Below are 13,840 nucleotides of genomic sequence, written 5' to 3'. Positions count from 1 at the left end.
GCAAGCTCAGCCATCCTCCGGAGACGGCCCGTACTGGCACTCGGCCACGGCCAGCGCATACCGCAGCTCCACCAGGAGACCGCCGAGCGCCCCAGCCAGCGCCTCGGCCGCTAGCCGGTCCTCCCCCAGGCGCACAAGGGCACTGTGGGCCTCCAGGGCGGCCTCCAGCACCGCCGGAGCGTCCACGGGTGCCCTCATGCCCTCGCCTTCCTCGCCACCCGCTCCAGGGCAGCCTCGCGCTGTCTGGTGGCCAGAGCGACGATCCGGGCCCAGGTCGGCGGATCCACCTGCTGCCGGGCCTGCCGGGCGATGAAGCTCTCCAGCGGTTCCACGGCATCGAACGGCGATGGTGGGGCCTGAGCCTGCTCGCCTCGCTTCAGGGCGGCGAGAGCCTGGCAGTGATCCTGGATCCGCTGGCCGAGCCCGCGCAGCCGATCGTCCAGGAGGGCCGCCTGACCCCGGCCATAGGCCCCAGGGGGCAACTCGGCCTTCTCGGCCTTCAGGGCGGCTCTCTCGGCCTCCAGATCGCGGATCTCGTCCAGGAGCCGGCGCATCGCCGGGGTCTGAACAACGGCCTTCGGGGTGGCGGCCATCAGTGCGCCTCCCCCCAGCTGGTGGCCACGTTGGCGTCCGCCTCCAGCGGGATGTCGCCCAGGTAGGTCTCCTGCAGCCGGGCGCTGGTCATCACCTCCAGGGCGAGGGCCTTCACCTCCTCAGCCTGGGCCTCGGGGACGCTGAGCAGGATCTCGTCGTGGATCAGGCCGACCACGCGCACCTCCGGGAACGCATCCAGCCGATGCCAGAGCTCGCCCACCGCATCGGCCAGCAGATCCTTCCCGCTGGCCTGGATCGGCAGGTTGATCCCGTTCGGACGTGACAGCGGCAGCGTGCCCAGCAGGCCGGTCTGGGGATCCGGCTTGAAGGTCTGGGTGCGGAGCCGGCGGCGGCTGACGCTGCGCACCTCCAGGACCGGATCGTTGCGGTCGCCGAACAGATCCATGCGCCGGCTGATCTCCGGGTGGGAGCGATGCCAGGCGTCATAGACCCGCTGCGCCTCCTCCCTGCTGACCGGACGCCCCTGGGCCACGGCCAGCTGGCTCTGGAGGTTCCGCACCCCGCAGCCGTAGGCCAGCGAGAAGTTGGCCACCTTGCCGATCGCAGCCCGCTCCGGATCGTCCTTCCCGATCGGCCGGCCGCAGACCTGGCTGGCGATGGAGCAATGGGGATCGATCCCCTCCAGCACGATCCGGCGCTGGCCCGTGTCCCGGTACAGGCGCGTGCTGGCCTGGAGCCGAACCTCGATCGATGACCAGTCCAGATCCACCAGGACGTGGCCCGGATCCGCCACCAGGGCGGCCCTCGTCCGGCCGGTGAGGCCCTGGAAGTTGCAGCCGATCTGCGGCAGCCGCACGCGATGGGGCTGGCCGGCCTGCTTGGCCTCCTCGCCGTAACGCTGGGTGTCGGACGGGACGGATCCGCTCTTCGCGGTCTTGCCCAGCTGGGCGCTGGTGGTGGTTCGGCCAGTGCGGGCGCCGAGGATCCGGTAGCTCGGGCGAGTCCGGCCCCCACCGATCGCGGCGTCCCCCTGGAGCCATGTGGCCTCCTTCAGGGTCTGGTCCAGGTCGCGGAGCTCCAGCAGCAGGGCCACCGCCGGATGCTCGGCAAAGGGCCGCAGCACCTCCGCGGAGGTGCTGGGGACATAGACGGGATTCCCGTCCGCGTCGTCCGCCTTGCGCTTCCGCAGCTCCGCCCCCACCGCGGCCTGCAGAGCCGGGTGGAGCTGATCCCCGGAGCGGTAGTTCCGGATCCCGAGCATCTGGTGGAGCTCTCGCACCTTGCCGCTGCGGGTCGCCTTGGCCTCGATCACCACACTGGCCAGCGCCGCGGTGTCGATCCGCAAGCCCGCGTCCTGGCCGTCCGCGCAGGCGCTGACCATGCCGCAGTCCAGCCGGTGGGCCTCCAGCTGGTCCGTGCGCGCCAGAGCACCCTGGAGGGCCTCCTGGAGTGGATGCAGGATCCGGGCGTCGGTGGCGGCGTAGGCGATCTGCTCCTCGGTGAGCGCACCGCCCCACTGGCTGGTCTGCGCGGCCTTGTCCATCGGGCGCTTCAGGTAATGCGCCGCCACCGCCTCCAGGGACTGCCTGGGCAGGTCACCGATCAGCTGGCTGGCCAGCATCGTGTCCCACCACCGGCAGAGCGGCCGGATGCCGGCAGCGCGGAGGTGGCTGGCCTCAAACAGGAGGTTGTGGCCGATCAGAGTCCGCTCCGGGTTCCGCACCAGCTCCGACAGCCAGTCGATCGCCGGCTGACCGATCAGGGCCACATCCACGATCCAGACCTTGCCGGAGGGGATGGCGAGCTGGGCCAGGCGGATCCGGCCCCCGAGGAACGGGTGCAACCGAGCCACATGGCGCCACAGGTCCGTTCGGCCGCTCCAGGTCTCCAGGTCGAAGCCGATCGGGTGCTCCGCCCTGGGGCTGATCGGAGGCAGCTCCTCGGCCGTGGCCACGTAGACCACGCCCTCCGGCAGGGGGCCGGCATAGGGGATCGGCACCGGCGCCTCGATCGACGGGGAGGTGTGGAACGGCAGGTAGTCCGGATCGCCGGCCTTGGGTGGCCTCGGCTTGCGTTGTCCGCCGTCCGTCTTGCGCCGTTGCTTGGCGGGCGCAGGCTTCGGAGGAGCTGAGGCTGGCCCCGGCTGGGGTCCGGCAGCGGGATCCTCCTCCGGCTGTGCAGGGGGTGTGCTGGCGGCCTCCTCGGTGGGCTCACCGGAGGGCTCGGGCGGATCCAGGGGCAGCTCGCCCTGGCAACCCGGAGGGGGTGTCCGATCGCTCGGGGGGTGTCCGATCGAATCCTCCTCAGCCGGCCCGGGAGTGGTGCTGGATTCACCCCAATCCGCCTCGCGCGTACGGGGAGACAGATAAAACGTGTCCAACCTGTCCGATCGCCCTTCCTGCCCAGGCCGCTCTTGACGGTCGGACACCCCGGTTTCTGGCGGTCGGACACCCCCCTTAGAAAACGATCGGACAGGTAGGACACATCTGGGAGTGATAGACGATTCGCTGTCCGATCGCTCCCCTTCCCCCTCCGCGGTTTCCGCCCACGGGTCCTCGACACGCACCCCGGGCTCCGGGCCCTCGACACCCTCTCCAGGAGGAGGGGCCTCGACCCCGGCAGGCCAGAACTCCTCCACTGCCCCGCCGCCCTCGACCGCCCCCGACCGGCTCCGCAGAAACCCCTTCAGCTGCAGGGCATGGAGGTTCCGGGAGATCGCCCTCCGCTCGTTGTCGCTCGTGAACCCCAGGTGCTCCGCCGCCTGCTTGGCGGTGGTCGTCTCCCCGTGGTGCTCCCAGCGTGTCCGCACGGCCTTCAGCACGAGCGGGTTCCGCCCCTGGAGCTTCTCCTCCACCTTCTTCAGCTGCTGCTCTCGCTGCACGCCCTCGGCGGAGCCGTGAGAGATCCACACCCCGTCCACGCGCTCCACCACCAGCTGGACCGGTTCACCACCCCGGCCATCGGAGGAGAGGATCCGGCGCCGGTCCTGCGCCCAGTTCTCCCCGCGGGCCACTCCCACGATCTTCAGCGTCTGGCTGGCCAGGGCCGGCAGGGCCGTGGTTCCCCGGCTGGCCTCCGCGGTGCTCGCTCCCGCCAGGCCCTTCCCGGCGTGGTGGAGGAGAACCAGGGTCGCGCCCAGAGGGCTGATCGCCTCCAGCAGGTCGCCGGCCGGTTCGGCGAAGTCCGCATCCTTCTCCGCGAAGCCGAGGCTGCGGGTGAGCTCGGCGTAGCTGTCGGCGATCACCAGCAGGCCGGGGTGCTTCTCCGCGTAGTCGGCGATTGTCTCCACGCCCTCCGGATCCAGGCTCAGCGGCCGGCCCTTGTGGAACAGACCCACGATCGGGCCGCCCAGCCGGTTGCCCTCCCCCAGCAACCCCACCTGGCCCAGCAGGCGCCGCCAGTCGGCCTCGGTCATGTCCACTCCCACCAGCAGCACCGGCGGACAGGGACCGATCAGGGGCCGCCCCAGGAACTCGGGCTCGCCCCGGAACCAACGAGCGATGAGATCCAGCATCAGGCTGGTTTTGCCCGACTTCGGCAGGCCCACCAGCAGGTTGAGCGCTGCCAGGAGGAGCATCCCCTCCCAGGCCCATTCCGCGTCCGAGCCGGCCAGCACATCGCCCGGCTTCATCGGCTCGGCTGCGCCTCTCGCCGCACGGCGGGCCTTCCAGACCGCCCGCTGGAGCTCGCCATCTGTCATCCGGATGCCCACCTTCTGGGAGTAGGCCCGGAGCAGGGGGAGCCGATCGACGGTGCCCACCTTGTCCTTGTCCGCGATGAGCTCCCCCGCCTTGGCGTAGACCGCCGCCAGGCGGTCCTTATCCGTCTTGGGTTCGGCTCCCTTCGGCGGGGGCGGGAGTGCCTCCGTGGCGGCATCCAGCAGGCGCTCCAGCTCGCGGCCACGCTCCTCGGGCAGCTGGAGGGCCAGGTGGTCATCCAGGCCCGTCTTCTGGGCCGGACCCGACAGGGGCACGCGCACCACGCGCACCCGAGCCACGCCGCGGCGCTGGAGCGCCTCGTAGAGCCGGGTCGCGCCCGTGTGAACCGTCGGGTTCGTGGCCACGTCTCCATCGGGCACCAGGACCACCTCGCGCCCCCGCAGCGGGATCCGGTCCAGGCACTCCACCTCACCGTCGGGTTGCCGGGTCTTGTCCTTCCAGCCCCAGATCCCGCACATCCGGACGGCCACGGCCTTCCCGTTCAGCCGCTCGCTCCGGGCGATGGCGCAGGCGCCGGCCAAGGCTTGCTTGCTCCCTTCGATCAGGAGCAGCACCGCGGCTGTGGTGGCCACCAGAGGCTGCTGCCCCTGGATCACGCCGAAGCCGTTGCGCTGTCCGGTCGGGAACCGATACCCACCCCGGCCCTTCTCCGGGTGCTCCTCGTCCTTCAGCAGCTTCAGCGTCCGCATCTGCAGCAGCTGGCGCCCATCCAGAGTCCGGGAGGTGAACACCGCGGCGGGCAGAGCCCACTGCCAGCGCCGGAGCGCCTGGGGTAGCTCCGCGGGGACAGTGACCGTACGCACCTCGGTCTGCATCACCCACGGATCGATGGCCGCGCCGGCCAGCCACTCGTAGTCCGCCTCCGAGACCCAAGGGGGTCGCCCAGGCGGTGGGCCGTGACCGTTCCGCCCTTGCTGGGCAGGCGGCGGCGCTGCGCGCGACTCTGCAGGGCCGGGCTGGGGTGTCCCGTGTCCGTTCTGGCCAGCGTGCGCGGAACCGTGCGCAGGTGCGGAGTCAGCAGGCGAATGGTGCGGGCGGGGTGGCATCATTGGGGCTCATCAGGTTCATGGCTTCCCTCCGTGGGGGTTGTGAAGCGGGGGCCCGGGATCAAACCCGGGCCTTCGTGTGTCTGGACTCAGTCCGACTCCGGCGCATGCCGCCAGCAGCACCCCTCCCCTGTCGGCAGGTAGGCGCAGGCGTCCTCACCGCACACCTCACAGCGGGGCTGCTGTGGGGTGCGGATTGGCCGCGGTCGGTGAGTTGTCCTCCGATGGGATTGTGTGATCCGAGCGAAGGACTCAGTCACCACCCCCGCCGCAATGGGACAGCGCCGCCAGCAGCTGGGCTCGGCGGCAGTAACTGACCGGCCGTCCTCCGACCCGGGTGAGACCCCGGGAGCTGGCGAGCTTCCGCAGCTCGGCCACCCGAAGCAGGCTCACGGCCGGATCGAGCTCCTCCGGAGTCACCACCACCGGCATCGGATCCGGTGCGGGCGCCAGCAGGAGCCGAGGCCCAGGCAGGGCAGGGACCGGCGGCAGCAGCAGTGCATCCAGGAGACGGGCCAGGGCCTCGCCCAGGCCGGCGATGCCGGCGAGGACGGTGGCCGTGAGAGACACGATGTTGTTGGTCATTCGGCCACCCCTTGCATCGCAAGATGCGGCGCGTTCCGGGCGAGGATCGCGCGGTGAACGCCGTTCACTTCCCAGCTCCAGGAAGCCGAGGGGCGCCAACCCCTGCGGAAGTGACGGCCCTCTTCCAGGAACCCGGCGAGGGCCATGGCCCTCAGCGTGCTCCGGCTGATGCCCAGCGCCTGGGATGCCTCACGAGACGGGAGCCAGCGGGGCTCCACCGTCGGTGGTTTGGTACGCATCGCTCAGACCCCCGCCGGTGTGAGGGTCTTGGCCTCCGCGGCCTCCCGTGCGTTGGCGCGCTCCACGATCTCCCGCATCCGCAGGTTGTGGCGCGCCAGGGTCTCCGTGTTGCCGGCCGCGCGGCACATGTGCGCCCAGATGGCATCGGATAGGTAGCGCTGGGTCCTGCGCCGGTCCCACGCCCGCCGGTGCTCCTCGGAGTCGGGCTCATGCCGGACGCTGACGCGCCCCGGCGAAACATTGCGCAAGTCCCGGAGGTGCCGCTCGCGCTCTTCCCGGGCAATCTTGAGCCTCAGTTCCTCCGCGAACTCGGGAGACTTGATGGCATCGGAGAGAAGTTGGCCGAGTGCCCGCTGGTCATCGCTGTCGTGGATGGCCAACAGCACACCCCGCCTGTGCAACAGGTCCATGAGGGGGAATGTGAAGTTGGTCTCCTGTCGCCAGTGAAGGCGTCCACAGCGAGGATGAACAATGAGAACCCCGAAGGGTGAGCATTGGCCCCTTGATCTCCGAAGAGCCGGGCGGGGGCAACGATCCCGATCCGCCAGGAGTGGCGGCATCCATTTGTGGTGAGCTCACCCTACACGTAATCCGGCGCGGTGGGCTACATCCTGGCGACAAGAGGGTGTGAATCAGTCGGCGGATGCTTCCGCGGCGAGCCTCACTCGGGCCCTGGCGATCGCATCGGCCACGGTGGCGTCATCGGTCCAGCGGCCATACACCGCCAGGTGCGTCTGCGGGCTGTGGCCCATCAGCGATGCTGCAACACGCGGGCTCAGCTCATACATCTGGTGCGCCCTCAGGGCGAATGAATGTCTGGCCGCGTATGGCTTCAGCGCATTACCTTCCGCCGCGTATCGCTCCCGGATGGCGCACCACAACGGCTCACGATCGAGCTGATGCCGGGTGGTCTGGCTCGGGTGGTTCGGGTCAGTGACCCTGGGCAACCCCTCGGTTCCCCGCTCCCGGAGCTGGGCCAGGAGATCGTCGCTCATGCCCTCGGCGCCGTAGGGATCCAGGCCGGTGACGATCCGGGTGGGGGTGTAGCCGCGGCTGTTCCGCTTGCCCTTCAGCACCTCCAGCCGGCCGTCAGCGGTGGGGCGGGAGCAGTACACCTCCCAGGGCCGGAGGCCGAAGCAACCCTGCAGGCCCAGCCACAGACGCAGCTTGGGGTCGTTCATCCCACGCACCAGCGAGACCAGATCGCCGTCCGCCATGGGCACGGTCAGAGCCGGGGGCTCCTGCCGCTGGCCAATGATCTCGGTCAGGGAAGCCGGCGGCTGCCAGACCGCGGGGATGCCCTCCTCGGCCACAGCCCAGCGCAGCAGGCCGGCGGCTGTCCGGAGAATCTGCTGCCGGCCCCGGGATCCAGGAGCCCCACCGTGGAGCCGGGCGACACGCTGCAGCAGGGCCTTCCCCGTGGTGGCCCTCGGCCGGCCTGCAGCGGCCTGGCAGAGCAACGCCAGGGCGGGTCTGTAGATGCCGGTCCAGGTCCGCTCGGCCACCTGGCCGGTGCCGACCTTGTGAGCGTGGAAGCCATCCACCAGCTCGGCCCAGGCGACGCCATCGGGGCGAACGGGGCCGTTGGATCCGGAGGCGGGCAGATCAGCCCGGGCCAGGGCGTCCTTCAGGTCCAGGCCCTGGTGGATGCCGGAGTGGAGCTGGCCGATCATGCGAACGATGGTGGAGGCGTTGGCCGGGCTCCAGGCGATGGGGGCCATCACGGTGGAGCGGGAGCCGTCCTGCCAGGTGAGCGTCACGCGGCAGCGGCCCCGGCACTGGGCGACACCCCAGCAATCGCCAACCTCGGCGCGGACCATGCGACGGAGGCTTCTCTCCCACTCGGGGGCGGTCCGGCGTCGGCCGGTAGGTGTGGATCCCATCAGCCCTGCCCCCCGAGGAGGTGAGCAGCCTCACGGTCGGCCCTGCGCCGGATCTGGGGCGGGATCTCCTGGCCGCTGGACTGGAGGCGCCAGGCCAGGGCAAGCACGCTGAAGCGAGGCCCTTGCGGGGCCTGAAATGATGAGTTCATCGGCTCTGGTGATGTCGGAGCTGGTCATGGGCTCGGGGTGTTGTCAGCACCGCCGGGCCCCACCCAACACCTCGGGGAGGTGTGTGGGCAGTGCGCAGCCCAGGAGAGGACTGCGAACTATGTGCACAGTACGCCATGCGGGCCGTGTGTGGCTAGCGAGGGCAGATCCGGGATCTCAGGCGGGGCCTGCGGTCTCGGTCCTCCCCGCGTTTGCTTCGCTGGCAAAGCGGGCGGCCAGGCCCGACTCCACGAAGAGCTGCAGCAGATCGGGGTCGAGATGATGGCCCTTCGCCATCGAGGTCATGATCGCCAGAACCTGCTCCAGCGTCTTCGGGGGCTTGTAGGGCCGGTCGCTGGCGGTGAGGGCCTCGAACACATCAGCGATCGCCATGATCCGGGCCGGGATGCTGAGCTCCTCGGCGCTGAGACCCATGGGATAGCCCTTGCCATCGAGGCGCTCGTGGTGGCCGCCGGCGATGTCGCGGGCCGATTTCAGATGCTTCGGCAGCGGCAGGGAGTCGATCATCCGGATCGACTCGATGATGTGCTCGTTGATCTTGTAGCGCTCCTCATCGGTGAGGGTGCCGCGGCGGATTGAGAGGTTGTGAAGTTCCCCCCGGTCGTAGAGGTAGTGGGGCGCCTTCAGGGTCACCCCCAAGGCGGCCAGGTGGGCATCGCGGGTGGGATCGCTCGGGCGTTCGATCCGATGTTCGGGCCGGTCCGCCAGCAGAGGCTCCACGGTGGGAAGCGGTGCCGGGGCGATCCCTTCAACGCGGCTCAGCTCCTCGCGCGACATGCCAAGCCGGTCATCCAGCGTGCGAACCCAGGGCGTTGCCGCGATGGCGGTGAGGCGATCCGCATCCGCATCGCTCATCGCCTCGCCGCCGATGTTGCACGTGGCGACGAAGGCGAAGTCGTCATCGAGCTGCTTGAGCCGGTCCGCGAGCGTCTGGCGCAACGCATCAACCGACTCGCCGCCAGCCACACCCCGCCAGTAGTCGACCTCCGCCTGGCTCTTGAGCAGCTCGAAGCGCATGCGCACCTCGTGGATGCGGTTGTGGATCGTCTCCAGTTTGGTGGCCTTGTCGACCACGTACTCCGGTGTTGTGACCTTGCCGCAGTCGTGCAGCCACGCCGCCAGGTACAGCGCCTCCCAGTCCTTCGGGCCAAGGGCAAAGCTCTGGAACGGCGGGGCATCGCTCTCGTTCGCCTGCCGCGCCAGGGCCAGGGTGATCTCCGGGACCTTGGCGCAATGGCGAGCTGTGTAGGGGCTCTTGGTGTCGATCGCCGTGGCGATCAGCTGGATCAACGCCTCGAACACCTCCTTCTGCTGGCGCAGCAGCCATCCTGTTTCCAGGCTCAGGGCCGCCGTAGCGGAGAGCGCCACCACGAATCCGAGCGTGGCCTCCTGCGGCAGCTGGTCGTAGCGCAGCAGCAGCAGGCCCATCGGCTCCCCCGAACGATCCGCCAGCGGCACCATCACCCACGGCCCATCGCCTCCATCGGGTCCGCCGGACTGGCCGCAGCTGGCGCCAGCCACCAGGGTTCCCTGTCGCTGCAGCCGCTCCACGTCGCTGGGCGAGAGCGATGCACCACTCGCTTCAGCGTGCTCCGCCGCCGCAGCAGTGGCCGAGGCACTCGGCTCATAGGCCCCTGTCGTGTCGTTGAAGATGAGAATCCGGCAGCGTTCGGCGTGGGACACCGTCCGAATCTCCTCGGCGATGTCACTCACAACCGTGCCAACATCAACAGACACATGCAGGCTGTGGTTGATGGTGATGAATTTCTGAATCGTTGTTCTCAGCAGAGTCACCGTGTCGCCCAGCTGGTCCACTTCCAGCACACTGGAGTGCACCTCGGGGGTTTCAGAGAAGTCGAAGCCGCGCAGGGCTTCGGCGGACTCAGCCAGCGCGCGCAGCTTCCGCGTGATCCGCCGTGAAACGACAATCACCAGCCCTGATACGACAATCAGCACCCCTCCCGTGGAGAGCAGCACCCGCAGCGCCAAAGCCCTGGCTTCTGAAAGGAGTCGCCACTCTTCAATAACACCAACCACAAACAGGTTGCGGCCAAGTCCTACTCCGACCCGAATAAATCCAGCTGCATAGCTGATTCCGTCGTGACGAAACGACTGATATCGGCCATCATTTTGCGGATCCTCAAGGATGCCACTACGGCCAGCGGCCCGCAAAGATTGATTCTCGTGTTCCTTCAAGGGAGGTAGGCGAACCTCTGCCTCGGGTAGAGCAGGGGGAGAGGTGGTCTCCGCTGTGGCAACGACCAAGCCTTCATCAGTTACCAACGCCATGTCGGACTGAGCGCCACCGACCCCACGCCCTAGCGAGTCTGCAAGGGCATCGGTAAGGCTTGAAACGGGAATATCAATACCAACGACTGGTCCACTCTCCGAAACGCGCTTCGAGAATGTGTAGCCAGGTAGTCCCGTGGAGTGGCTGATGTACTGACTGGTCACTGCAGCTTGTCCAGAGCCCAACGAGTCCTGATACCAGGGGCGATCTTGGGGGACAAAGCTCAGATAGCGCGGGTCAGGAGCCGACTGCACCAGATTGAGATCCGCATCATATGTAGCACGAATAGCCTGAAAGCCGCCTTGTCGAACGGGCCTTCGCGTGATGGCATCAAGCCCTTGACCATTTCTGGTTATCAGAAGGTAAGAGCCATCCTCATAGCCATGTATCAGAGACTGGATTAGCGTGTCCTCGGCAAGAAGGGCTTGGTAGAATGCCAGTCTATCCATCCGTTCACCGATAGACGGATATCGTGAAGTCGAGCGCGACAACGCATCAAGCGTTTCATTGACTCGTTTGAAATCCTCTTCGAGCTCCTCGTCTAGACGCTCTCCTGCTCTCTCAAATTGACCTGTTGCATTACGACGGATTAGGCGTGCCCCCTCCTTGTAGGCCATGTAGGAGGGAATGCTGCCTGCCAGCAATACCATTGGCAGAAAGATCGCTGCTAAGTGAACTCTAAGTGGCTGCCTGAGTGTACGGACCCGAGCCATCATCGAGGTCATATAGAGCGAAATCCGGTGAGCCAAAGCTTACGAGGCTGCTGACAAACCCTGCCAGCCGCGGCTGAATGAGCCAACGGCACCGGGCAGGGCCTCCTTCAAGTCCGTCCTCGTCGCTGTTCGATGCACGCTCAGCATTGGGTTTGGTCGGCGGGCCTAACCGCCCCCAATGCCTGACGCCCATTCCACCGCAACTGATCAGGCCAAACCGGATGACCTGATCAGTTTTCTCAAGGCGATCCCCCACGGCCGCTACCGCCGTGGGGTGCGTTCCACACAGTGGTTCCTGCTGCTGGTGGCGGTGCTGGGGATTCTGAGCGGCTGCCGCAGCTCCCCGGATCTCGAGGCTGTTGCCCGGTGGAACAGAGACGCTCAGAACCAGGCGCTGGGCCTCAATTTCAAGCGCTGGCCTTCCGACAGCGCGTCCAGAGTCTCGTTGATCCGCCGGAAGTCACGCTCCAGTTCTTCATCCATCCGATCACCGGCGCGCTCGAAAAGAGGGTACGTATTGAGGCGGATCAGCCGGGCCCTCCCGGTAGGCCAGGTAGGCAGGTTGGCAGGTAGGGCACCTGCCAGCACAACCATCGGCAGAAAGATGGCGGCCAGATGCACACGCAGGGGCTGCCGGATCGAGTCCAGCCGCACTTTGAAGCCAGCCACGAGGCCTTGACAGGCCACACCCTATCGGGGCTTCCCGGTTTACTTAACCAACCCTGTGTCCCTCCGGCCAGCTGTCTTCCCTGCGCGCAGGCCTCCGTGAACCTGAAGGGCCACTGCCGTCAGACGGAGCCCTCAGACGTCAGGCGCGCATGCCTGGGCACGTAATCCGCCGGGGTGTTGCGGGGGCCGGCCCTGCGATAGGTCTTCCCGTCCGCGCCCACATACGACTCATAGGTGTACACCGTGCAGGTGCCGGCATCCACGGACTGGTTCTCGTTGACCTCCACGTTGCAGGGATGGCCCGTGCTGCCCGGTGCCGCAGCGACCAGCAACGGTGTGGCCATGGCTCCGCTGCAGGCGGCCACCAGGGCGCCGGCCACCAGGCCGGGCAGGCGGCCGGGGTGCCGACGAGCGGACATCAGTGCGGCAGGACGGTCGGACATGGCGGGCTCGCTCGCGGTTGACCACTGGATCGTGCCCCCTCTCGGCGGGCCCTGGGCGGCTGAAGTGCGACCGGCGGGCGGGCAGGGCTGACAAAACACGACTGGCTCCGCCCATGCGTGCCACAGGCGGAACCGAGCGGTTGCCCGCCGGGTGGCCATGGCTAATGTGCCCGAAAGGAATGGCCAATCAGCCTTGGGCTTCTGGCAGTGCTTCGCCTGGCTGAACAGCAGCCGCTCCTCGCCCAGGGATTGGCAAACGACGCTGCAGCTCTGTCTGCACAGCCTGTCGGAAATCGTACCGGCGTTGTTCATCGCGTTTGCGATTCGCCTGGAGCGCGATATCGTCAATCCCGGTGCCGGCATTGACACCGGCAATCTGAAACTGCTTCTGCTTGGCAGTGTCGCTGCCATCACCCTGATGGTTGTGGGGGCCGTGACGCTGCGGATCGTTCTGAACAGGCTCAGCCAGGTGGAGGCTGAGGTGTTCGAGACGCTTCTGGTCGATTACACCGCCAGCGGAGCGATGGCCGGGGCAGGGATGTCCACGATCCAATCCGACCTGCTGGAGATGGAGGCGGCCGCCGAGCTGCTCGGTCGCGACGTCTATCGCTTCCGCGGGTCCGTGGCGGCTGCACTGGTGTTCTTTCCCCTGATGTTCGCCGTTCAGGGACCCATTGCCGTGGTGGGTGTCGTGTTCGCCGTGCTCACCGTTGTGGCGGCCCGCAACCGGGATCGATCCGGCCAGCACCGTCTGATCGTTGCCCGTCAGCTGAAGGCTCTGCAGCTTCGCGCTCAGTCCGTGGACTGGATCTGCTGGTTCAAGCCCCTGCTCGGCCTGAGCAAGCGCGCGAGCAGGGACCTCTCGCTCTGGATGGATCAGGTCGGCCTAGTGCAGGGCAAGGTGTCAGCCCTCAAAGCTGAGCGCACCCGCTTTCTCACCTCGCTGGCCCAGCTGGAGCGGGTGGTGGTGATTGTGGTGGCGGCGATCGGCATCGCCCTCAACACGGTGGAGCCGTCCCAGTTCATCCTGTTTGTTCTTCTGGCCGGTCGCTTCACCAAGCCTGTGCGCGAGGCCTCGGAGGTGATCCTCAATCGTCATCAGGCCATCAGCGCGCTGCAGGCCAACGGCGAGTGGAAGCGCTTCCGCCCGTCCCAGTCCGAAGAGCCGGCGCCTCTCGTCCTCCCGTCGTCGAACGTGCTGATCGCCAGCGATGTGTTGTCGAATCTCACCCTCGGGCAGAGCGATCTGGAGCCCCGCGCAGTGGACCTGCTGCTCCAGACACGGCTCTGGCCCTGGATCTCACGCCTTCCCGATGGCCTCAACACGCCCCTCGCGGAAGACAGTGACGCCGTTCCCAGCCACCTGCGCCAGCTCATCGCTTCTCTGCGGGCCCTGACCCATCGAAGCGGCGGCAGCGTCAGTCTCGACAACCGCGACCGCTCCTACGCCGCCAGCACGATCGAGGACTTGAAAGCACTCCGCTCCTCCGACGGACAACCTGTGGTGCGTGATGTTCTGGTCTGACATC

General features: G+C 67.7%; 11 protein-coding genes. 1 reads left to right on the top strand and 10 read right to left on the bottom strand.

Annotated elements, in window-relative coordinates; all coding sequences use genetic code 11:
- Positions 1-6 precede the first annotated feature (6 nt).
- The 10 genes from EVJ50_RS06765 to EVJ50_RS06720 form a co-directional block, all read right to left on the bottom strand.
- Complete coding sequence (locus EVJ50_RS06765; RefSeq protein WP_150883103.1) at positions 7-198, bottom strand: hypothetical protein; 192 nt, start codon at positions 196-198, stop codon at positions 7-9.
- The gene (locus EVJ50_RS06760; protein WP_150883102.1) at positions 195-593 is read right to left on the bottom strand and encodes a hypothetical protein; all 399 of its coding nucleotides are present in this window, start codon (positions 591-593) and stop codon (positions 195-197) included. The genes EVJ50_RS06765 and EVJ50_RS06760 overlap by 4 nt, the downstream gene beginning before the upstream one ends.
- Positions 593-5,089, bottom strand: a complete 4,497-nt coding sequence (locus tag EVJ50_RS06755; RefSeq protein WP_150883101.1) for a DNA polymerase — start codon at positions 5,087-5,089, stop codon at positions 593-595. Before EVJ50_RS06755 ends, EVJ50_RS06760 begins: the two co-directional genes overlap by 1 nt.
- Positions 5,090-5,572: 483 nt before the next feature.
- Entirely contained in the window at positions 5,573-5,905 is a 333-nt protein-coding gene (locus EVJ50_RS06750; RefSeq protein WP_150883099.1) for a hypothetical protein, read from the bottom strand.
- The gene (locus EVJ50_RS14990) at positions 5,902-6,051 is read right to left on the bottom strand and encodes a hypothetical protein (protein ID WP_225323123.1); all 150 of its coding nucleotides are present in this window, start codon (positions 6,049-6,051) and stop codon (positions 5,902-5,904) included. The genes EVJ50_RS06750 and EVJ50_RS14990 overlap by 4 nt, the downstream gene beginning before the upstream one ends.
- A 96-nt stretch (positions 6,052-6,147) precedes the next feature.
- Positions 6,148-6,555, bottom strand: coding sequence for a hypothetical protein (locus EVJ50_RS06740; RefSeq protein ID WP_150883095.1), 408 nt, complete (start codon positions 6,553-6,555; stop codon positions 6,148-6,150).
- 222 nt (positions 6,556-6,777) lie between these two features.
- A complete protein-coding gene (locus EVJ50_RS06735) occupies positions 6,778-7,965 on the bottom strand; it encodes a hypothetical protein (protein ID WP_150883093.1) in 1,188 nt (395 codons plus the stop codon).
- Positions 7,966-8,352: 387 nt separating this feature from the next.
- Positions 8,353-11,103: an HD domain-containing phosphohydrolase gene (locus EVJ50_RS15270; protein ID WP_191964897.1), complete on the bottom strand. Its 2,751-nt coding sequence runs from the start codon at positions 11,101-11,103 to the stop codon at positions 8,353-8,355.
- Positions 11,104-11,580: 477 nt separating this feature from the next.
- Positions 11,581-11,868, bottom strand: a complete 288-nt coding sequence (locus EVJ50_RS06725; protein ID WP_191964896.1) for a hypothetical protein — start codon at positions 11,866-11,868, stop codon at positions 11,581-11,583.
- A gap of 119 nt (positions 11,869-11,987) precedes the next feature.
- Entirely contained in the window at positions 11,988-12,287 is a 300-nt protein-coding gene (locus EVJ50_RS06720; RefSeq protein ID WP_150883087.1) for a hypothetical protein, read from the bottom strand.
- Between the two features lie 217 nt (positions 12,288-12,504).
- On the opposite strand from EVJ50_RS06720, the gene EVJ50_RS06715 reads away from it, so the two are divergent.
- Positions 12,505-13,836 carry a hypothetical protein gene (locus EVJ50_RS06715; protein WP_150883085.1) on the top strand — a complete coding sequence of 444 codons (1,332 nt, stop codon included), beginning with the start codon at positions 12,505-12,507 and terminating at the stop codon, positions 13,834-13,836.
- The last annotated feature ends 4 nt before the right edge of the window (positions 13,837-13,840 follow it).

This window comes from Synechococcus sp. RSCCF101, assembly GCF_008807075.1.
Lineage (GTDB): Bacteria > Cyanobacteriota > Cyanobacteriia > PCC-6307 > Cyanobiaceae > RSCCF101.
This window is presented reverse-complemented; position numbering and strand designations above follow the sequence as displayed.